19 protein-coding genes are annotated in these 19,364 nt (G+C 70.6%); 8 read left to right on the forward strand and 11 right to left on the reverse strand.

Translation table 11 applies throughout. The features are described from left to right. Positions 1-175: 175 nt before the first annotated feature. From J2W21_RS09465 to J2W21_RS09480, 4 genes are all read right to left on the reverse strand, one after another. Complete coding sequence (locus J2W21_RS09465) at positions 176-655, reverse strand: carboxymuconolactone decarboxylase family protein (protein WP_307114261.1); 480 nt, start codon at positions 653-655, stop codon at positions 176-178. A gap of 54 nt (positions 656-709) precedes the next feature. Then, the gene (locus J2W21_RS09470; RefSeq protein WP_307114262.1) at positions 710-1,900 is read right to left on the reverse strand and encodes a 4-hydroxybenzoate 3-monooxygenase; all 1,191 of its coding nucleotides are present in this window, start codon (positions 1,898-1,900) and stop codon (positions 710-712) included. Positions 1,901-2,060: 160 nt separating this feature from the next. Then, a complete protein-coding gene (locus tag J2W21_RS09475) occupies positions 2,061-2,810 on the reverse strand; it encodes an IclR family transcriptional regulator (protein ID WP_307114511.1) in 750 nt (249 codons plus the stop codon). Between the two features lie 82 nt (positions 2,811-2,892). After that, positions 2,893-3,972 carry a tellurite resistance/C4-dicarboxylate transporter family protein gene (locus J2W21_RS09480; RefSeq protein ID WP_307114263.1) on the reverse strand — a complete coding sequence of 360 codons (1,080 nt, stop codon included), beginning with the start codon at positions 3,970-3,972 and terminating at the stop codon, positions 2,893-2,895. A 71-nt stretch (positions 3,973-4,043) separates the two neighbouring features. On the opposite strand from J2W21_RS09480, the gene J2W21_RS09485 reads away from it, so the two are divergent. The 4 genes from J2W21_RS09485 to J2W21_RS09500 all read left to right on the forward strand — a co-directional run bounded on the left by J2W21_RS09485 (position 4,044) and on the right by J2W21_RS09500 (position 7,427). Continuing rightward, on the forward strand, positions 4,044-4,670 hold the full coding sequence (locus J2W21_RS09485) for a HutD/Ves family protein (RefSeq protein ID WP_307114264.1): 627 nt from the start codon (positions 4,044-4,046) through the stop codon (positions 4,668-4,670). A 185-nt stretch (positions 4,671-4,855) separates the two neighbouring features. Beyond that, positions 4,856-5,566 carry an HD domain-containing protein gene (locus J2W21_RS09490; RefSeq protein ID WP_307114265.1) on the forward strand — a complete coding sequence of 237 codons (711 nt, stop codon included), beginning with the start codon at positions 4,856-4,858 and terminating at the stop codon, positions 5,564-5,566. 69 nt (positions 5,567-5,635) lie between these two features. After that, entirely contained in the window at positions 5,636-6,427 is a 792-nt protein-coding gene (locus J2W21_RS09495) for an IclR family transcriptional regulator (RefSeq protein WP_307114266.1), read from the forward strand. A gap of 133 nt (positions 6,428-6,560) precedes the next feature. Then, positions 6,561-7,427, forward strand: a complete 867-nt coding sequence (locus J2W21_RS09500) for a CPBP family intramembrane glutamic endopeptidase (RefSeq protein WP_307114267.1) — start codon at positions 6,561-6,563, stop codon at positions 7,425-7,427. Here the strand turns inward: J2W21_RS09500 and J2W21_RS09505 are convergent. Then, positions 7,388-8,947 carry a hypothetical protein gene (locus tag J2W21_RS09505; RefSeq protein ID WP_307114268.1) on the reverse strand — a complete coding sequence of 520 codons (1,560 nt, stop codon included), beginning with the start codon at positions 8,945-8,947 and terminating at the stop codon, positions 7,388-7,390. The genes J2W21_RS09500 and J2W21_RS09505 overlap by 40 nt on opposite strands. A gap of 240 nt (positions 8,948-9,187) precedes the next feature. Here J2W21_RS09505 and J2W21_RS09510 point away from each other — a divergent pair, with 240 nt between their 5' ends. The 3 genes from J2W21_RS09510 to J2W21_RS09520 are packed head-to-tail and all read left to right on the forward strand — an operon-like array spanning position 9,188 to position 11,690. Further along, the gene (locus tag J2W21_RS09510; RefSeq protein ID WP_307114269.1) at positions 9,188-9,739 is read left to right on the forward strand and encodes a flavodoxin domain-containing protein; all 552 of its coding nucleotides are present in this window, start codon (positions 9,188-9,190) and stop codon (positions 9,737-9,739) included. A 27-nt stretch (positions 9,740-9,766) separates the two neighbouring features. After that, a complete protein-coding gene (locus tag J2W21_RS09515) occupies positions 9,767-10,399 on the forward strand; it encodes a VC0807 family protein (RefSeq protein WP_307114270.1) in 633 nt (210 codons plus the stop codon). 55 nt (positions 10,400-10,454) lie between these two features. Beyond that, positions 10,455-11,690: an MFS transporter gene (locus J2W21_RS09520; RefSeq protein WP_307114271.1), complete on the forward strand. Its 1,236-nt coding sequence runs from the start codon at positions 10,455-10,457 to the stop codon at positions 11,688-11,690. 261 nt (positions 11,691-11,951) lie between these two features. On the opposite strand, the gene J2W21_RS09525 is transcribed toward J2W21_RS09520, so the two are convergent. Continuing rightward, a complete protein-coding gene (locus tag J2W21_RS09525; RefSeq protein ID WP_307114272.1) occupies positions 11,952-12,662 on the reverse strand; it encodes a hypothetical protein in 711 nt (236 codons plus the stop codon). Between the two features lie 425 nt (positions 12,663-13,087). Between J2W21_RS09525 and J2W21_RS09530 the strand changes: the two genes are divergently transcribed. Beyond that, complete coding sequence (locus tag J2W21_RS09530; RefSeq protein WP_307114273.1) at positions 13,088-13,333, forward strand: hypothetical protein; 246 nt, start codon at positions 13,088-13,090, stop codon at positions 13,331-13,333. Positions 13,334-13,406: 73 nt separating this feature from the next. On the opposite strand, the gene J2W21_RS09535 is transcribed toward J2W21_RS09530, so the two are convergent. From J2W21_RS09535 to J2W21_RS09555, 5 genes are all read right to left on the reverse strand, one after another. Then, positions 13,407-14,714, reverse strand: coding sequence for an MFS transporter (locus J2W21_RS09535; RefSeq protein WP_307114274.1), 1,308 nt, complete (start codon positions 14,712-14,714; stop codon positions 13,407-13,409). Beyond that, positions 14,707-16,164, reverse strand: coding sequence for an FGGY-family carbohydrate kinase (locus J2W21_RS09540; RefSeq protein WP_307114275.1), 1,458 nt, complete (start codon positions 16,162-16,164; stop codon positions 14,707-14,709). The genes J2W21_RS09535 and J2W21_RS09540 overlap by 8 nt, the downstream gene beginning before the upstream one ends. 26 nt (positions 16,165-16,190) lie before the next feature. Next, positions 16,191-16,979, reverse strand: coding sequence for an SDR family NAD(P)-dependent oxidoreductase (locus J2W21_RS09545; protein ID WP_307114276.1), 789 nt, complete (start codon positions 16,977-16,979; stop codon positions 16,191-16,193). Positions 16,980-17,074: 95 nt separating this feature from the next. Continuing rightward, positions 17,075-18,517, reverse strand: a complete 1,443-nt coding sequence (locus J2W21_RS09550; protein ID WP_307114277.1) for an FAD-binding oxidoreductase — start codon at positions 18,515-18,517, stop codon at positions 17,075-17,077. Between the two features lie 228 nt (positions 18,518-18,745). Continuing rightward, positions 18,746-19,345, reverse strand: coding sequence for a glycerol-3-phosphate responsive antiterminator (locus J2W21_RS09555; RefSeq protein ID WP_307114278.1), 600 nt, complete (start codon positions 19,343-19,345; stop codon positions 18,746-18,748). Positions 19,346-19,364 lie beyond the last annotated feature (19 nt).

Below are 19,364 nucleotides of genomic sequence, written 5' to 3' on the forward strand. Positions count from 1 at the left end.
CCGCACGGACGGTGCCGGGAAGCACGAACGGCCCTGGCCCGCACGGACGGTGCCGGGAAGCACGAACGGCCCTGGCCCGCACGGACGGTGCCGGGAAGCACGAACGGCCCTGGCCCGCACGGACGGTGCCGGGCAGCACCGGTCGTGCGGGCCAGGGCCGGTCGTGGGAAAGAGGCTAGGGCTGGACCTTGTGCCGGCTCACGATCGAGACGCGGTTGAACGCGTTCATCGTCACCGCCGCCCAGGCCAGCGCGGAGAACCGGGCGTCGCCGAGCTCGGCGCGGGCCTTGGCCAGCGTGTTGAGCCGCTCCTCGTCGTCGGGCAGGAGCGTGACGGCCTCGGCGACGTCGAGCGCGGCGCGCTCGAGCACCGTGAACAGCCCCGCCTCCCGCCACGCCGGCAGGACGTGCAGCTTCCGCTCGGGCACGCCCGCCTCGACCGCGAGCCGCCCGTGCAGGTCGAGGCAGTACGCGCAGCCGTTGATCTGCGAGATCCGCACCGAGGCGAGTTCGACGACGGCGCGCGGCAGCCCGGCGTCGTCCGTCGCCTTGCGCACGGCGAGGGTGAGGCCGTTGAGGGCCTTCCACGCCGCGGGGTCCGACTTGTCGAGGTAGAAGGAGGGCTCATCAGTGAGGTCCGGGACTGCGTTGGTCATGGACCCATCTTCGCCCGCGGCCCCTCGCCGCGGGCGAACGGCGCGGCAGCCCGACTACTTGCCCTGCCACCCCGTGTAGCACTCGGCGATGTAGGCGCGGCCGTGCTCGGACTCGAGCAGCGAGCGGAGCTCCCCGAGCTGGCGGGCGCGGAAGAAGTCGTGGTTCTCCTCGCTCGGGACGGTGTGGAGGAGCGTGGTCATCCAGTAGGAGAAGTACTGGGCCTTCCAGACGCGGTCGAGGGCGCGGTCCGAGTAGGTGTCGATCAGCGCGGTCGAGCCGGACTTGAAGTAGGAGTCGAGGGACTCGAAGAGGAGCTTGACGTCGTGCAGGGCGAGGTTGAGGCCCTTGGCGCCCGTGGGCGGGACGGTGTGGGCGGCGTCGCCGGCGAGGAACAGGTTCCCGTGCCGCATCGGCGCCTGGACGAACGAGCGGAACGGCAGCACGACCTTGTCCGTGATCGGCCCTTCCTTCAGCTCGAAGCCGTTGCCGTTGACCCGCAGGCGCAGCTGCTCCCAGATCTGCTCATCGGTCCAGTCGGCCGGATTGGTGGTCGGGTCGCACTGGAAGTACATGCGCTGCATGGTGTCGGTGCGCTGCGAGATGAGAGCGAAGCCGTGGGCCGAGTTGGCGTAGATGAGCTCGGGGGCGCTGCGCGGGGCCTCGGTGAGGATGCCGAACCACGCGAACGGGTAGGCGTTGAAGTACGTCTTGCGGCCGGACTCCGGGATCTGGTGGCGGCAGTACGAGCGGGACCCGTCGGCGCCGACGAGGATCTGGGCGCGCAGCTCGAAGTCGTGCCCGTCCGCGTCGGTGAAGTAGACCTTGGGGGTGCCGAGCAGGTCGTAGACGTCGGTGTTGGAGCACGAATAGCGCACGTCGCCGCCGTCGGCCTCGCGGCGGGCGGCGAGGTCGTCGAAGACGTCGTTCTGCGGGTACAGCCACACCGACTGGCCCACGAGGCCCTTGAAGTCGATGCGGTGGCCCTCGCCGTTGACCCGGAACTCGGTGCCCTCGTGCTCGTGGCCGTTGCGGAGCACGTTGTCCACGCCCGAGTTCACGAGGAGATCCACGGAGCCGGCCTCGAGGATGCCGGCGCGGATGGTGGCGGAGATCTCCGCGCGGCTGCGGATCTCCACGACCGTGCTCTCGATGCCCGCCTGGTGCAGGAGGTGGGAGAGCATGAGGCCTGCGGGGCCTGCGCCCATGATGGCCACCTGGGTGGTGATGACGGTGCGATCGCCCATGATCGTTCCTTTCGGGTTCTTCGGGGCACGGGACCGGCGGGATCCGCTGCGGCGTGCGTCTCCCTCGAGTGTGACGCGGCTCGCTCGCCCGGCGAACTGAGATTCCGTTGATCGGAACCAGGACGGAAAAACGAGAGCATCGGTATCGCCGCCGCGCCCCCTACTCCCCCGGCGCCCCGAGCTGCCGCCCGATCCCGCGGGCGGCCGTCTTGAGGGGCGGCACCAGCTGCTGCATCCGCACCTCCGCGAGAGGTACGACGACGCCGATCGCCGCCACCGCGCGCCGCTGGCGGTCGTAGATGGGAACCGCAATGCCCCACGTGTCAGGATCGACCACGCCGGCGAGCTCGGCGTACCCATGGGTCGCGGCGGCGGCGAGGAGCTGGCGCACGTGCTCGGTGGTCGCCTTGCCGGTCGGGTCGCGGAAGCGCGCGAGGTAGGCGGCCTGGACGTGCGGCGGCTGGGCGGACATGAGCGCCACCCCCGCGGAGGAGACGTGCACCGGCATGCGCCCTGCCACCTTGGCCCGGTTCGCCACGGAGCCGCGCCGCGAGAGGCGCTCGACGAACAGGACGTCGTCCCCCTGCAGCACCGCGAGGTTCACGTTCTGGTTGAGGACCTGGTGGATGTCGTCCATGAACGGCAGGGCGGCCTGGCGCAGCACGAGCGTGGGCGAGTTGCGGTTCACGAGCTCCCACAGCCGCAGCCCCAGCTGGACCTTGCCGCCGGGCGCCTGCTCGAGGAGGCGGTGGCCGGCCAGCTGGTTGACCAGCCGGTGCGCGCTCGTGAGCGGCAGGCCCGCGCGCGCGGCCAGCTCGCCGAGCGGCAGGGAGCTGACGCCCTCGGGGAACGCCTCCAGGATGCGCACCACGCGGTCCACCACCGAGTCCCCGGACCCCGAGTTGGCCATGGCTCCCCCTCCGTTGCTGGCGGCCGATTCCATTCAATGGTCCCACGGACAACGGGGGTCAGCTCCGCCCAGAAGGTGGGCCTCAGACGGCGCGCGGGGCACGCGGGCGCACGAGGGTGGCCCACAGGTGCCACAGCATGCCGAGGAACGCCGCCGTGAACGCGGCGACGGCGACCCACAGCTCGGCCCGGCCGATGAACTCGACGATCGGGAGCCGGTCCGCCCGGCCGAGGTAGATGCCGGCCACGGCATACATGCCGAGGGGGAAGATCACGCTCCACAGGCCGGGCTCGTACGCGAGCGGGACGCGGTGCACGAGGTGCCGCCACCAGCCGGCGGCCAGGAGCACGGGAAAGAGCCAGGACGCGAACGCCCAGAACACCACCGACGCCCCGGCCACGAGCCCCCGCGTCGCGTCGGCCATGGGCGCGCCGGCCATCTCGGCGATCCGCGCCCCGGCCAGGACGCTGATCGCCATGGCTCCCATCGCCACGAAATAGTGCGGCCGCAGGTCCTCGGGCCGGATGGGATAGGTCATGAGCCGCAGGGACACGAAGATGCCCACGGCGGCATAAAGGATGAGCCCCACCGACCAGGCCACCACGGCGACGAGGGCGAGGGCCGGCCGCCAGTCGTCCCCGGCCGCCGGCTCGAGCGACGCCGAGGCCACCGCCACCGACTGGCTCGCGACGCACCAGATGAACCACGACCCGTTCGCGTGCCGCACCACGGGCCGCTCCTCCCGGCCCAGCACCGCGGTCCACGGCACCACATAGCCGAGCACCGCCCACACGGCCGCGGACACGGCGAGGAGCGCCGCGGTCGCGCCCAGCCAGCCGGCCATCCCGAGGCGGACGCCGAGCACGTTCGTCCCGGCGATGAACGTGAAGAAGCCGAACGCCCGCCCTGGGTCGAGGAAGTCGCGGGTCATGTCGGCGCGGAACCCCACGAGCCTCGCGAGGCTCAGGACCAGGATCACCGCGTACGAGAGGGCGCAGACCGCGAGCAGCGCGGACGAGAGCCAGTAGATGCCCTCGAGCTCGAGGCCCACGGAGATGATCCCCGAGGCCATCGTGAGCGCGAAGTACCCAGGAGTGAGGGTCTGCACCGCCGCGCCCACGCGGGCTCCGAAGGCCTTCGGCAGGGTCGCGGCGGCGCTCATGGCACCCAGCTTAGGCCGCCTCCGCGCGGCCTCCCGCCCCGTAGCCTTGGAGCACCGACGGAAGGACGCCCATGCCCGCGCACATCATCCGCTTCGCCGACCTCTCCCCCGCCCGCTGGCGCAACGGCGGCGGGACAACCGTCGAGATCGCCCGCGGGCGCACCCACACCCGTGCCGACCCGGCCGGCAACGACCGCGCCGCCGGCGAGGACTGGGACTGGGACTGGCGGCTCAGCATCGCCGACGTGGACCGCGCCGGCGACTTCTCCACGTTCGAGGGCATGGACCGGGTCCTCACCGTGATCGACGGCGAGCTGCTCGTCCTCACGGTCGACGGCCGCGAGCACGGGCTCGAGCGCTACCGCCCCCTGAGGTTCGACGGCGGCGCGCCCGCGAGCGCGGTGCTCCCCACCGGCCCCATCCGCGACCTCAACCTCATCACCCGCCGCGGGGCCTGCTCGGGGTACGTAACCATCCTCGAGCTGTCCAAGAAGCGCTCCCTCCCGCTCGGGCCGGGCCAGCTCGGCGTCCTCCTGCAGGGCGACGCCGTGGCCGCGCCGGGTGGGGATACCGCAGACGACCCCGGCACTCCCCTCGCGCGCTACGACACCGTGGTCGGCGGCGAACCTGCCCCGACCGTGAGCGGCCGCGGCTTCCTGGCCGTGGTCTCGGTGGAGGCCGAGCAGCCGGACGAATAGCCCCGGGCGTGCCGACACAACCGGGCATTTCGACACAACTCAGGGCCCAGATCCGGCCTCATCTGCCGCAGGAGCTGCCGAGTTGTGTCGATATGCCCGGCGCCTGGGCGCACCGCCCCGGAGCACTTCCACCCAGCGGAAGCGGACGGTGGCGCGGGCCACGCCCGCCGCGGTGGACTGGTCCCATGGCTCTCAAGCACACCGCGACCGCCAACCACGTGGGCCGCGACGTGAGCGCGTCCATCCCCGACGAGGCGGACGGCGTGTTCAGCCTGGCCGACGGGCTCGGGGGAGAGCTCGATGTCGAGCTGGCACGGATCTGGCCGCGGGCCGTGGTGCACCTGGGCGTGCGCAGCAACGACGCGCACACGCTCTACGCCGTGGCGATCGCCCGGTCGCTGCTCGCGGCGCACCCCGAGGCCGACGCCGGCGTGGTGCTCCCGGCGATCATGCTGCACGACATCGGCTGGTCCAAGGTCCCCCCGGACGAGGTGCTCGAGGCCATCGCGCCCGGCGGCGGCCGGCCGGACCTCGTGCTGCTGCACGAGAAGGAAGGCGCACGGCTCGCCGAGGGGATCCTCGCCGAGGCGGGCGTGCCGCACGAGCGGGCGGAACGGATCGTGGAGATCATCGACGGGCACGACTCCCGCCGGGAGGCCCTCTCGATCGAGGACGCGATCGTCAAGGACGCGGACAAGACGTGGCGGCTCACCCCGCACGGGCTGGACACGGTCATGGACTGGTTCGGGCTCGACCGCGGGCAGGCGCTCCGCCTGTGCGCCTCGCGCGTGAACGGGCACCTGTTCACCGACGCCGCGCAGGCGCTCGCCCGAGGCCTTGCGGCCGTCGAGTCGGCCAACCTGTGGCCGGAGCGGGCGGCGCTAGAGTTGCCCTAGCCGCGGGGCGCTGGGCCCGGCAGCCCCCGCGACGGGCGGGGGCAGGCGGTCACGGGCGAGGAGGCGCGGATGGCGGGCGGCAGCAGCGAGCCGGGCCGCACCGTGACGTCCAAGGCCCTCGCGATCCTCTTCGCGTTCGAGTCCGGGCGCCGGTCCCTGAGCCTGTCCGAGCTGGCCGAGGCGGCGAACCTCCCGCTGAGCACCACGCACCGGCTCGTCGGCGAGCTCGTCGACTCAGGTGCCCTGGCCCGGGACCCGCAGGGGCGCATCCAGCTCGGGATCCGCCTGTGGGAGCTGGGCCAGAACGCCGGCCGGGCCCTGCGCGACACGGCCCGCCCGTACCTGCAGGACCTGTTCTCCCTCACAGGCGAGACCTCCCATCTGGCCATCCGGGAGGGCCACGAGGTGCTCTACATCGACAGGATCTACGGCACCAAGCGGGTGCCGCGGGCCTCGCGCGTGGGCGGCCGGCTGCCCATGCACGCCACAGCGGTGGGCAAGGTGATCCTCGCGTTCGAGGAGGACTGGGTCCGCGACGCCTACTTCAACCGCCAGCTCGAGCAGCCCACGGCCTTCACACACGTCAACCCGGCGCGGCTCGCCGACGAGCTCGTGCAGATCCGCGAGCAGGGCTACGCCACCACCGCCGAGGAGGTGCGCCTGGGCTCCGCCTCCCTCGCGGTCCCGGTGTTCCACACCGGCCGGATCGGCGCGGGCCTGGGCATCGTGGTCGCCTCCTCGCAGGCGGCCGGCATGCTCCGCCACCTCCCCACGCTGCGGGGCATCGCGGCCCAGATCGAGCGGGCCACCGCGCACATCCCGCTCGAGACGCTCCGCGCGAGCGCGAAGATCGAGAGGTGACGGACGACGGCGGGCGGCCGCCCGCCGTCGTCCGCCCGGCTCCCGTGGTCGGCGCCCAGGAGGAGACCATGTCCCCTGCCCCGGCGGCTCCTGCAGGGTGAGCATGGGAGGAGGGCCAGGGATCGAGGACACGATGAGGACCACCCAGGCAGGATTCAGCGCCTTCCTCCGGCGGCACTCCGTGGCCGCCTACTACGTGCTCGCCTTCGCCATCTCCTGGGGCGGGATCCTGGCCCTCCTGGGGCCCGCCGGGATGGTGATGACGGGGGCGACGACGCCGCCTGCGGCCGGGGGCGCGCTGCTGGCGGGCCCGGCCGGGGCAGGCATGATCCTCACGGCAGTCCTCGAGGGGAAGGCCGGGTTCCGGGAGCTGGCGCGCAGGCTGCGCCGCTGGCGCGTTGGGGGCCGGTGGTACGCCGTGGCCCTCCTGACCGGGCCGCTGGTCATGCTCGCGACCGCGGCTGCGATCTCGCTCGCTGTCCCGGGCTTCTATGGCGGCTTCGCGTCCCCGGGCGACCTGTGGAGCACGGTGGCGGGCGCGCTCGCGGTGGGCGTCTCGGTGGGGATCTTCGAGGAACTCGGCTGGACGGGGTTCGCGCTGCCGAGGCTGCGGCGGCGGCACGGCATGCTGTCCACCGGGATCCTCATGGGGGTGCTGTGGGGCGCCTGGCACTTCCCGATGTTCGCCGGCAGCGCCGATCCTTCCGGCGTCCTGCCGCCCGCGCTCATCGTGGCCGTCTTCCTGTTCGCGTGGCTGCCGCCGTACAGGGTGCTCATGGTGTGGGTCTACGACCGCACCGGGAGCCTGTCCCTGGCGATGCTCATGCACGCCCCGATCTCGGCCACCACGCTCGTCCTGTCCGCGATGGCCTCCGAGGCGAACGGGGGCGTCGCCATCCTGTTCCCGGTGCTCGGCTGGGGCGCTGCCCTGTGGGTGATCGTGGGGGCCGTGGGCCTGGTTCAGAGACCGTCGACGATGGCGGCGGTCGCCTCCAGGTAGGCCTCCTGCGTCTCGGGGGCGAGGTTCTCGAAGATGATGTCGGCGCCGTCGTCGAGGGCCTCGTCGTGCGGGGCGACGACGATCTGGCGCACGTAGTGGCCGAAGTGGTCGCGGATGCGGGCCAGGCGCTCCTCGTTGGCGGTGGCGCGGGCCTTGCGGTTCTTCGACGGGAGGGCCGGCTGGGTGACCAGGAGGATGCCGCGGCTGAGCTTGTCGGCGAAGCCCATGTCCACGAGCGTGTCCACGGTCGCCGCGAGGGTCTTGGAGGAGTCTTCCTTGTTCATCGCCACGAGCACGATCTCGTCCGCGATCTCCACGGCGGCCTGCCAGGTTCCGGCGGTGGAGGCGTTGCCGGTGTCCACGAGGGCGAGGTGGTAGAACTGCCGCAGCACCGTGTGGAGCTGCACGAACGCGCTCCCGTCGATGACCTCCTTGTCCCCGGCCTGGTTCTGGGAGGCGAGGACGTGGAACTTGTTCTCGCCCTGGGCGCGCACGTAGTTGACGAGCTCGTGGGCGTTGGAGGGCTGGGCGAAGCGGTCGATGTTGGCCAGGAGGTCCGCGGCCGTGTGGTCGTGGCTGGCCTGCATGGCGCGGTCGCCGAGGGTTCCCTTGTTCTCGTTGTTGTCCCAGGCGAGGACGTTGCCGCCGCGGACGCGGCCGAGTGTCGCGGCCGTGAGGTAGCAGCTCGTGGTCTTCGAGGCGCCCCCCTTGAGGTTCACGAACACGACGCACTTGTGGCCGGCGAGGCCGCGCTGCACCGAGGCGCGCCACTCGCGGCGGGTCATCTCCCGCTCCCCCGGTGCCAGGCGCAGGGCGCCTCCGGAGAGGGTGTTGACCGCACCCTGCCAGCCCTCGCGCGCTGGGCTCTGGGGGACGGCGGGCCTGGAGGCGGCGAAGTCGGCAGCGGTGGGACGGCGGCGCCGCTCGCGCAGCGGCGCCTCGCTGCGGGCGTCGTCGCGGGCGCCGTCGCGGGCCTCCTCGCGGATCGGCGCGGCTGCAGCCTCCCGGGCCGAGGCGGAGGCAGCCGCCGGGGCATGCGTTGGCGGCGCAGGCGTGGCTGCCGCCCGCTCGAACGACGCCGGCTCGAACGCCGGTGCCTCAAACGGCGCCGGCTCAAACGAGGCCGGCTCGAACGAGGCCGGCTCGAACGACGGCGCGTGCGAGGGGAACGCCGGCGCAACGGCCGCAGGGTCGATGGACGGCGAGGCGTGGGCCGGGGCGTGGGCAGGCGCCGGCGGGACGCCGAGGGACGCGTCGAACCCGGACGGGCCCGCCGATCCGTACGGGGCATCCACGGCGAACTCGCCGTTGCCGTGCACGAGCAGTCGCTGCTCACCGGCCGGCTCGGAGATCTTCAGGTGCACGGGGGCGTCGATCTCGGCGGCGGTGGCCACGGCGGTTGCGTGGACGGACTCGCGGGCCGTTTCGAGGTCGGGATAGGCGGTGCGCCAGGTCCTGCCGTCGGAGCCGGTGATCTGGGCCTCGCCCGTGACGGACAGCACTGCGTCGATCTGAGTCATCGGTCCCTCTCTCTTCACCCGCGGTGGGCGCCCCTGCCCCGGAGCGGGGCCGTGCGGTCTGGGGAGACGGGCGGTCCCGCCCCAACAGACCGCCAAGGCAGCTTACGGCATCGGTGAAGGGCATGACAGCTGCATCCCGGCCCGGCGGCCGCACAGGTTCGGGTCTTTGGGCCGTGTCGCCCCCGGCGGAGGCAGAACAGAATCTCCCTACAGCCCTGGAGACTCCTGGAGGGGGCCACCGTGAAGCGCGTTCTCCTCGCCTATGGCGCGGCCGGCGGGCAGACCGCGAAGATCGGCGACGTCGTGGCCGAGGTCCTCCGCTCGCACGACATCGAGGCCACCCTCATAGACCTCAAGACCGTCCACGACGCAGACCCTGCCCCGTACGACGGCGCCGTGGTGGGCGCCTCCGTCCACCTGGGCCGGCACGACAGGCACGTGGTGGACTTCATCCGGGCGCACGCGGACACGCTCAACCGCATGCCCACCGCGTTCTTCTCGGTGAGCCTCGCGGTCGAGGTGGACCCCGCCGAGGCCAGGGGCTACGTCGAGCGGTTCGAGCAGGAGACCGGCTGGCGGCCCGACCGGGTGGCACTGTTCGGCGGCGCGCTCGTCTACACCCACTACGGGTTCGTCCGCCGGCACCTCATGAAGAGGTGGGCCGAGGGGCAGAAGCCCGGGCTCGGCACCGACGTGAGCCGCGACTACGTGTACACGGAGTGGGACGCGGTCCGCCGGTTCGCCGAGGACGTCGCCGCGGATGTCAACGCCAGCGGGACGCCCCGGGCCTGACCGGCCCGGACAGCCGGGAGAATCCGCATGACCCCACCGAAGGACGTCCCCCCGTACTCCGCGTTCGTGACGAAGGCCCTCGTCCGGGGCCTCGCCTGGGACGTCGGACTGCCCGTGGTCACCTACTATGCCCTGCATCTGTTCGGCGCGGGCGACTGGGCCGCCCTGCTGTCCGCCACCCTCGTCGCGGCCGCCCGCGTCGCGCTGGTCGCGATCCGCCACCATTCGCTCAACGCCTTCGGCCTGCTCATGGTGATCGTGTTCGGACTCGGCCTGGTGCTGTCCTTCGTCACAGGAGATCCGAGGTTCCTGCTGCTGAAGGACTCGATCACCACGGCCGTCGTCGGCCTCACCTTCCTGTCTATGGCCGCGCTGGGGCATCCCCTGACCCTGGAGGCTGCGCGCAGCTGGAGCCCGGACCGCGCCGCGGAGCTCCTGACCCAGTTCCGCACGAGCGCCCCCGCCCGGCGATGGCACCTGAAGATGTCGGTGGTGTGGGGGCTGGGAATGCTCGCCGAGGCGGCGGTGCGGGTGCCGCTCGTCTACCTGCTGCCCATCGACGTGATGGTGGTGGTCTCGGCCGCCCTGACCGTGGCTGCCTTCGGCGCGCTCATCCTGTGGACCGGGCGGGACCTCAGGCGGCAGCGTGCCTCGGCGTGACCCACCCGGACAGCGGAACCTTGGCACCGCCTCCCCCGCGTGCAAGCCTCGGACCGTGACCACCGTGAGGCGCCCCCGCTGGCTGACCCGCAACGTCGCGACTCTCTCCGGTGTGAGCTTCCTGCAGGACGCCGCGAGCGAGCTGCTGTACCCGATCCTGCCGATCTTCCTCACCACCGTGCTCGGCGCCCCGGCCGCGGTGGTCGGCGCGGTCGAGGGCGCGGCGGAGGGCGCGGCCTCGCTGACCAAGATCGTGGCCGGGCGGCTCGCGGACCGGTCCTCGAAGCGGCGCCTGATCGGCCTCGGCTACGGGCTCGCGGCGGTGGGCAAGCTCATCATCGCCGTCGCGGGCTCGTGGCCGGTGGTGCTCGTTGCGCGCTGCGTGGACCGCCTCGGCAAAGGCATCCGCGGCGCACCCCGCGACGCCCTCCTCATGGAGGGCGTGGAAGCGGACAGCCGCGGCCGGATCTTCGGCTTCCACCGGATGGCGGACACTCTCGGCGCCGTGGTCGGGCCCGCCCTCGGCCTCGTCCTCTACGAGCTGTTCCACCGGCAGATCGCGCCGCTGCTGTGGGTCGCCGTGGTGCCGGCCGTCCTCTCGGTGCTGCTCGTCGCCGTGGTGCGGGAACAGCGCAGGGCCCCCGCCGCCGTCGTGCGCCAGGGGGTGCCGCGACGCACGACGCCGGCCGCGCACCCGGGCGGCCCGGCCCGCCTCCCGGCGCGGCTGCGGCTGCTCATCGGGGGGCTGGCGGTGTTCTCGCTCGTCAACTTCCCGGACGCGCTCCTGCTGCTGCGGGCGCACGATCTGGGGCTGACGACCGAGGGCGTGATCGGCGCGTACATCCTCTACAACGTGGCGTACGCGGGCCTGTCGTATCCAGCGGGGGCGCTGTCCGACCGGCTCCCGCGCCACCTCGTGTTCGCCGCGGGGCTCGGCTGCTTCGCGGCAGGCTACCTGGGCCTCGGGCTCATCAGCGAACCCGGATGGGTGTTCCCGGTGCTGACCGTGTACGGCGGGTTCGCGGCGGCGACCGACGGCGTGGGCAAGGCGTGGGTCTCGAGCCTCGCCCCGGCGCAGGTGCAGGGCCGCGCGCAGGGGCTGTTCCAGGGGCTCACCGGCGGCGGCGTCCTCGTCGCCGGGATCTGGGCAGGGCTCGCGTGGGGCGACGCCGGCCGCGTGCCGCTGCTGGTGAGCGGGGCCGCGGGGCTGCTGCTCGCCGTCGGCCTCGTCGTGGCGGGCCGGCGGCTGGGTGCCGCCATTCCGCCGCGCGCTGCTCACCCTGCGCAGTGAGAACCGGGGACGGCGCTGGGGCGGCATCCCCGGACCGCGGAGGCCACGAAGGCTCCCGCGGCCCGAGGCTCGCTTCATGCCTGGTCCTCTACATGGGGTCGGGCCAGTTGCCGATGCCGCTGGCGGGGCCGATCGCGGTGGGTGTGCCGAGGATCGCTCGGCTGCCGTGGACGTTCATGGTGCATCTCCTGGGTTGACATGGGCGCGCGAAGGCGCGGGGACGATATCTGTCGCCCGTGAAGAGGGCAGACTCGTCCCCTGTCAGCCGGGAGTTGAGCCGGGATCGAACGTGCGGGAGGCAGGCGCGGGGCAACGGGCCGCCCTAGCGCGCCCGAGGACCAGCAGAGCCGGAATGAGCACAGACCCGGTGAGGGCCAGCGGAACCGGCGAGCCCCCGCCCAGCCCGGTGGCGGTCCCGGATGTCCCCGAGGTCGGCACGGGGGCCAGGGGCACGATCGGCCCGCCGTCCGGAGCCGTGGAATCAGTGCTGGCAGAACCTGCGCGGGCGCCAAACGGGGCCGAGCCCACGCCGTGCACCGGGTCCCAGGGCGCTGCGCTGCCCGAGACGCGACTGACCCGAGCGGCTGCGGGAGCCGGGGTCGCTGGTTGCGCGGGAGCCGCTGCGGGAGCGGGAGCTTCGGGGACGGCGCCGGAGGCCCGCGTCCCGGCCGACGCCGGAGGCTCGCGCAAGGACGTGATGTCCGTCGGCGCTGGGAGCCGGTCCGGGATCGACGCGGGGTCGGCCACGGCGGAAGCGACGCCGTCGCCGAGGGACCGCACCGTGAGGGCGATCTGTGAGGCGGCGCTGTCCGCGACCGGCGTGAGCGGCCTGAGCGGTCGCGCGAGCAGGGGCGCCGCCGAGGACGGCGCCGCCTCGACGGCCGAGGCGACGGCCGACGTCGTGGTCCGCACCGTGGAGGCCACCGCCAGCTGGGCGGTCTGGACCGCGGGCTGGCCGGCGAGCGCTGTCACGGCCGGAACGGGCGCGGGCGGGACTGTTGACGAAACACTGGATGCCGAGGCCGCGGAGCCCGAGAGGAGCAGCCATCCGAGGCCCAAGCCGGCGGCGAGGCCGGCCCGTCGAGCGAGGGCGAGCGCGAGCGCACGCACTCGTGATCCAGGCGTTGACCGCACCTCCCCCTCCTCCCAGACAAGGGTTCGCTTGCCACGCAGTGCGCCCATGCTAGGCCGCACGAGCCGACACCGCCAGACTCGGATCGACCTCATCGGCCAGCCGACCCGGCAGCGGGAACTTGGGCTTGCCCTGGCGGTCGCGCAACCTCTTCCGGCCAGTGGAAGCCGGCCCGCGCCCGGCTTTCCCCGTCCAAGGCAGGGCCCCTACACTCGACCCCGCAGCCCTGTGGTCGTTAAGCAGAAGCGTCACGAGGAGGACGGTCATGGTCGACGTCACCGGCATGCTCCACGCCCTTCGGCCCGAGGAGCTCCAAACGCTCCGATCCCGTGGTCCCGCCCAGATTCTGGACGAGGCGCTGCTGGAGGCCATCGATACCGCGGCGGGCGGTCCCGGGGAGGGACGCGGGTACTACGTGGTCCACGGGCACCTCTGGCCGGTGGAGAACCGGGAGTACCACCTCCGGGCTGACGTTGCCGAGGAGCTGTTCGGGCCGGAGGCACCCGCCTGAGGGTCGCCAATGTCGCAGAGGAGGGCGGGGGTCGCTACGACCCCCGCCCTTCCTTCATCCCTGAAGCTACGGGCTAGCCTGCCGCGGGGAGTGCTGCGCCCACGGTGGCGGCCTCTGCGGCCCTCCGCCTCTTCATGAGCACCGCGAAGTAGGCCGCCGCACCGGCCCCGATGACGCCGATCACGGCCGTGACGATGAAGAACAGGCTGTTGGCGCCCGCGACGTCCTTGCCGAACGCTGCGTAGATGGCACCGCTGATCTGCGGGATGACGATGTCGGGGAGGTAGCCGACGAAGGAGATGATCCCGATCGCGATGCCGGTCGCGGCGGCGGGCACGCGGCAGTCGTCGAGCAGGGACCAGTAGACGCCGCGGATGGCGTAGAGGAACAGGCCCACGGCCACCACGAGCACGTCTGCCACGGCGGTGGATCCGCTGGGGAGAAGGCTCAGGCCGACCAGTCCTGCTGCCGCGGCGGTCATGGCGACGGCGAGGACGCGGGACTTGCCGAGCCTGTCGGCGAGGTAGCCTCCGCCGAATCCGCCGATCGGGCGCATCCAGAGCATGATCACGGTGACGCCGCCGGCGTTGACGGGCGAGACCGCGAGGTTCACGTTGAGGAATCCGGAGAAGTAGTAGTGGGCCCAGAAGAGGGTGTAGCCGCAGAAGAGGACGATGCTCATGACCCAGACTTCGCGGATCTTGAGGATGCGGCGCACGGCGGCGAACGTGGACTCGACGGGCTCGTCCCGGGTGGCCTTCTCCTTGGTGTCCCCGTCCGAGAGGACGAAGAAGATCAGCACGGCGATGGCGATGAGGACCGCGCAGTACATGTAGACCACGGCCTGGAAGCCGGCCTTGGAGGACGCGAAGTCGGGGGTGCCGCCCCCGGCGAAGACGGCGAAGAGTCCCACGGCGCAGCTGGCGAGGATCGCCTCGACCAGCCCTCGTCCGCCGTCCAGGGCGCCGAAGTACTTGCCCTCCTCGCTCTTGTCGGCCAAGAGGCTCACGGTCTTGAGGATCGCGCTCCAGAACGTGAAGACGGTTGCGAAGCCCCAGGCGAGGTAGACGTACAGCAGCATGGACTTGTCCGGGACCTGGGCGTAGAACAGCCCGGTGACGGCGGTGACGGCCAGCGAGAACACGATCAGGTACCGCACCGGGATCCTGTCGGCCAGCCAGCCGCTGGGGATGTAGCCGATCACAAAGATGATTCCCAGCATCGAGTAGAGGTCGGCGAGCTCGGAGTTGCTCAGGTGGAACACCGTCAGGATGGTGGCTTCGAAGTTCTGGCGCAGGTAGACCAGGGGGTAGATCGCCCCGGCGGCCAGGATGAGCAAGGCGAGCTGAAAAATCTTCTTCGATCTGCCGAGCTTAGGCATGGGAGATGGCTCCTTTGTCATCTGTGAGGATCTGGTGGATTCTTTCGAGGATGGGGTCCGTCTGACGGGGTATTTCCCCCGCGACGGCGCAGAGTTCGGCGTAGAGCGCAGCGTTGTGGGGCGTCGGCTCGAACCGGTCGTGGCGCCGCACCATGTGCTCACGGGCTTCGTCGAAGCCGGTATAGATGCCGCAGGCCACGGCGGTGCAGATCGCCGCGCCGAGGCCGGCAGCGTTGCGGACGCCGTTCCTGACGACGGGGACGTTGAAGACGTCGGCGAAGATCTGCGAGGCGAGGTCGCTGTTCGAGCCGCCTCCGGAGAGGACGAGTGTCTCGACGCCGAGGCTCCGCTCCGCGGCCATCGCGTCCATGTTCCGCTTCATGGTGAAGGCGATGCCTTCGAGCACGGCCCGGTACATGTGGGCGTAACCGTGGCGTTCGTCGAAGCCGATGAACATCCCCTTCTTGAAGGGCTTGTTCGGCGGAGCGAGCCAGTCGAGGACGCACAGCAGCCCTTCGCTCCCGGCAGGAACGGCCGAGGCCGCGACGTTGAGGTGCTCCTCACTGCTCAGACCGGCCTCTGCCGCGGCGAGCGCGATCTCCGTTCCGAGCAGGTCACGGAGCCACGAGACGGTCCACATGCCCCGTCTGATGCCGGCGCACTCGTAGATGTAGCGGTACGGCTCGGATGCGAAGTTCGAGAAGAAGTTCTGCGGCTCGGGGGCGAACTCCTTTCCCATGACCATGCCCGCGATGTACGTGCCGAGCGAGACCATGCCGGTGCCGCCGTCCCGGAGTCCCGAACCCAGCGCCTCGGTGGCCTTGTCGTTGGCCGTGTGGACAACGGGCAGGCCCTCGGGGATGCCGGTGTGGCTGGAGAAGGCGCTGTTGACGTATCCGCCGATGTCCCCCGGCATCTGCAGGCGGTAGAGCATGTCGCGCGGCACCTTGAAGGAGTCGAACGTCTCCCGGTCGTCGAACCAGTCCCAGGTGCGGACGTCCATCGGCCAGGGGCCGATGTAGTTGGCGACGGTGTCCGTCAGCTCGCCGGTGAGGCGTCCCATGAGGTACCCGGAGGCGGTGGTGACATAGGCCACCTCCTCGTTGGTGTGCTCGTAGGGCCTCGACAGCCTGTCGTCCATCCAGCTCTGGACGGGCTCGGCGAGGGTGCCGTCGCTGCGGACCAGGGCCCTGCAGCAGCGGATGCTGCAGAGCCCGACGCCGACGATCTCGGCGGGGTCGCCCGGGAACGCCTTCATCACCCGGGACGCCGCGGCGACCAAGGACGTGTAGAGATCGTCATCCGGGTGCTCAGCGATCCCTGATCCGGGCGTGTGCATGGGCGCCAGCGGCTGGCTCGCCTCGCACACGACCTTCCCGTCCGTGTCGAAGATGGTGGCCTTCGAACTCTGCGATCCCCCGTCGAGTCCGATGATGTACTTGCCGGTCATGGTTGGGTCCTAGTCTGCTGGGGCGCTCAGCGCACCAGATAGCCGCCGTCGACGCTGAGGATGTGGCCGTTGACGTAGTCCGAAGCCCTGCTGGCCAGGAACACCGTGGCGCCCATGAGGTCCTGGGTCTGGCCCCAGCGGTTGGCCGGGATGTGGTCCAGGACCCGCTGGTTGGCTTCCGGGTTGGCCCGGGTGTCCGCCGTCAGCTCGGTGGCGTAATAGCCGGGCGCGATGCCGTTCACCTGCACGCCGAACTGGGCCAGTTCGTCGCAGTAGGCCTTGGTGAAGCCGGCGATCCCGTGCTTGGTCGCGGCGTAGGCCGGTGACCATTGGCCCCCGAGGAAGGTGAACACCGAGCAGATGTTGATGATCTTGCCGCTGCGCTGGCGGACCATGTGCTGGGCGCACTCGTGGGCCATCTCGAAGGCAGCCGTAAGGTTCAGCGCCACCATGGGGTCCCACTGGGACCGGGTGTACTTGAGGACGTCAGGCTCGTTGATGCTCCGGCCGGCACAGTTCACGAGGATGTCGACGCTGCCGAACTCCTCGACGCACGCGTCGACGACCTTCTTGGGGTTCCCGGCGACGGTGATGTCGGACATCACGTAGGAGTACTTCGAGCCGGTCTCCGCCACCATGGCGGCAGTGCGGCCGTCGTCGGGCATGATGCTGGCCGCGAGGACGTTGGCCCCGGCCTTCGCCAGCGCGAGGGTGAAGGCCTGGCCGAGGCCGGTGTTGCCGCCGGTCACGATGGCGTTCTTGTTCTTCAGGGAGAAGAAGTTCATCTGGAAGTCGACGATGCTCGACTCGGACATGCGTGCTCCTGCTGGGTTCCTGGTGGTTCATGGGGGGCGTGGCCGAGGCGACGGCTCGGCCCCGTGGGGGGCGGGGCCCTGCTCGGGCTCGGCCCTCAGAGCGGGAAGATGGTTCCCGGGTTCATGATGCGGTTCGGGTCGAAGGCGGACTTGAGCGTCTCGAGCATGTGCAGCGAGGATCCGTACTCCTCCGCGAGGAAGTGGGTCCGGTGCTTGCCCACGCCGTGGTGGTGGCACATCGACCCGCCGCGCTTGAGGGTCTCCTCGACGATGATGTTCTGGATCGGGTCGTGGTAGACGGTGCGCTCCTCCGTGGGGTCCACGTCGATCTTGTAGTAGTAGACGAAGTACATGTTGGTGCCGTTGAGATAGCTGTGGCTCGAGTGGCCGCCGAGGAGCGTGAACTCGGCCGGGACCTCCCGGCGGATCCGGGCGAGGGCGCTCGTGTAGATGTCGTTGATGACGCTCCAGTTGCCCGAGATCTCGGTGGTGAAGCCATTGTTGAGGGTCTCGCGGATCTCGACCCTCTCCTCCTCGATCTTGGACACGTCCCAGTTGAGGTGGTTGAACCAGTCCTCGATGAGCGAGTCCGCGACGCGGTCCACCGCGGGGTACTGCGAGACGATCTCCTCGATCGCCGCTCCTGTTGCATCGGCCAGCGGCTGGGGGCCCTCGGCCATGAAGATCAGCACGCAGCGGCCGTCGGAGAAGTGCTTGAAGTGGTAGAGCCCGTCCTCCTGGTCGTAGAGCCGCGCGACGGAGGGCCGGTACCCCTGCGTGACGACCTCCCGGAGGATCTCGAAGCCCGTCTTCATGTCGTCCAGGAGGTACCCGTAGAAGCGGTTGTTCTCCGGGTAGTAGCGGAAGATCTTCACGCTCACTTCGGTGATGAAGTTCAGGGCCCCCTCGTTCCCGAGGATCAGGTGGCGGATGTCCGGGCCCGCAGCGCGGCGGGGGACATTCTTGATCCGGCAGATCTCGCCGTTGGCGAAGACGGTCTCGGCGCCGACGAGCATGTCCTCGATCCCGCCGTAGAGGGTGGAGAACTGCCCGATGGACCGGGTCGCGACGAGTCCGCCGAACTGGGCGATCGGCTTGGACTGAGGCGAGTGGCCCGTGGTGTAGCCGATCTTGCGGAGCTCGTCTTCGAGGTCCTGGAGGCGCACGCCGCACTGGACGGTGGCCAGCATGTTCTCGGTATCGATGTCGATGATCTCGTTCATCAGGGACCCGTCGATGACGACCGAGTCCTCGACGATGGTCTCGAGGCCGCCCTCCGTGGCCGACCCGCCGGTCTTCGGCACCACCGCGATGCTGTAGGCATTCGCCAGCTTGAGGACCGACGAGACCTCCTCCGGGGTCCGGGGCTTCACGACCGCCGCCGGCAGCGGGAGGGAGTAGATGCCGAAGACGTTCTCCACCTTGTAGTAGCGGTCCACGCTGTTCTCGCGGAGGGTCTGCTCGTCCGTGAGGACGCGCTCGCTGCCGAGGATGTCCACGTAGGCGCTGACGATCTCTTCGCGTGTGAGGTTAGCCAATTCCGATTCTTCCGTTCCTGAGTTGATGGGCTCGAGAACTCCGCGGCGGCTCGAAAAGGTCCACAAGAATTTGGCACAAAAAAAGAGAACAGCGATCCCCTTGGAATTGGGGGTCGCTGTTCTCTAGGTTTCGAGCAACCATTTCGGGACACGTCCCGAAACTGTATGAAGTTCTGAAGTGTGACGACTCTAACACAGCCTTCAAGCGGCTGTACAGAGGTCTCCGGTCTACATGAGCCAAACGCCGCGGTTGGACGACGCCACGGCCACAGCCCCCGCGCCGAGCGCCCCGATGACGTCCTCCTTGTCGCAGACCAGGCCGCCCGCGATGAGCGGAAGGTCCACGTCCTCGCGGAGCCACGAGATGACGCGGGGCATGCATCCCGGCAGAATTTCGATCGCGTCGGCACCCGAGAGGCCCACCTGCTTGGGCACGTTGTTGTAGCTGAAGGAATCGACGAGGAAGAGCCGATGGATGGCCATCAGGCCCGCGGTCTTCGCGGCACGCACAATCGCCGCCTTCGAGCTGAGAATTCCGTCCGCCTGCGTGCTCGCCTTCAGGAAATCGACGACCACCGGCTTGCTGGAGAAGCCGTCGAGCAGGTCGACGTCGACGAAGACCGTCTTTCCAGAGGCCTTCAGCGTGCCCACGATTCCGCCGATGGACATCACGGACCCGTAGAGGACGAAGACCACCGGGCAGGGAGCCTTGAGGACCGCTCGGAGTCCATCGTCGTCCTTGACGCTCGCGATGACCGGATGGCGCGACAGGACGGCGTCGATCTCGGCTGATTCCTTGGGCGTGCGGCGTGGCGTGGTCAAGGACATGGCTTGCATCTCCTGCTGT

It is taken from the genome of Sinomonas atrocyanea (assembly GCF_030811715.1).
GTDB classification, from domain to species: Bacteria; Actinomycetota; Actinomycetes; order Actinomycetales; family Micrococcaceae; genus Sinomonas; species Sinomonas atrocyanea_A.

Excerpts from the sequence above, each read along its gene's own strand:
- J2W21_RS09465 (WP_307114261.1), bottom strand. The coding sequence starts at position 655 with ATGACCAACGCAGTCCCGGACCTCACTGATGAGCCCTCCTTCTACCTC.
- J2W21_RS09470 (WP_307114262.1), bottom strand. The coding sequence starts at position 1,900 with ATGGGCGATCGCACCGTCATCACCACCCAGGTGGCCATCATGGGCGCA.
- J2W21_RS09475 (WP_307114511.1), bottom strand. The coding sequence starts at position 2,810 with ATGGCCAACTCGGGGTCCGGGGACTCGGTGGTGGACCGCGTGGTGCGC.
- J2W21_RS09480 (WP_307114263.1), bottom strand. The coding sequence starts at position 3,972 with ATGAGCGCCGCCGCGACCCTGCCGAAGGCCTTCGGAGCCCGCGTGGGC.
- J2W21_RS09485 (WP_307114264.1), top strand. The coding sequence starts at position 4,044 with ATGCCCGCGCACATCATCCGCTTCGCCGACCTCTCCCCCGCCCGCTGG.
- J2W21_RS09490 (WP_307114265.1), top strand. The coding sequence starts at position 4,856 with ATGGCTCTCAAGCACACCGCGACCGCCAACCACGTGGGCCGCGACGTG.
- J2W21_RS09495 (WP_307114266.1), top strand. The coding sequence starts at position 5,636 with ATGGCGGGCGGCAGCAGCGAGCCGGGCCGCACCGTGACGTCCAAGGCC.
- J2W21_RS09500 (WP_307114267.1), top strand. The coding sequence starts at position 6,561 with ATGAGGACCACCCAGGCAGGATTCAGCGCCTTCCTCCGGCGGCACTCC.
- J2W21_RS09505 (WP_307114268.1), bottom strand. The coding sequence starts at position 8,947 with ATGACTCAGATCGACGCAGTGCTGTCCGTCACGGGCGAGGCCCAGATC.
- J2W21_RS09515 (WP_307114270.1), top strand. The coding sequence starts at position 9,767 with ATGACCCCACCGAAGGACGTCCCCCCGTACTCCGCGTTCGTGACGAAG.
- J2W21_RS09530 (WP_307114273.1), top strand. The coding sequence starts at position 13,088 with ATGGTCGACGTCACCGGCATGCTCCACGCCCTTCGGCCCGAGGAGCTC.
- J2W21_RS09535 (WP_307114274.1), bottom strand. The coding sequence starts at position 14,714 with ATGCCTAAGCTCGGCAGATCGAAGAAGATTTTTCAGCTCGCCTTGCTC.
- J2W21_RS09540 (WP_307114275.1), bottom strand. The coding sequence starts at position 16,164 with ATGACCGGCAAGTACATCATCGGACTCGACGGGGGATCGCAGAGTTCG.
- J2W21_RS09545 (WP_307114276.1), bottom strand. The coding sequence starts at position 16,979 with ATGTCCGAGTCGAGCATCGTCGACTTCCAGATGAACTTCTTCTCCCTG.
- J2W21_RS09555 (WP_307114278.1), bottom strand. The coding sequence starts at position 19,345 with ATGTCCTTGACCACGCCACGCCGCACGCCCAAGGAATCAGCCGAGATC.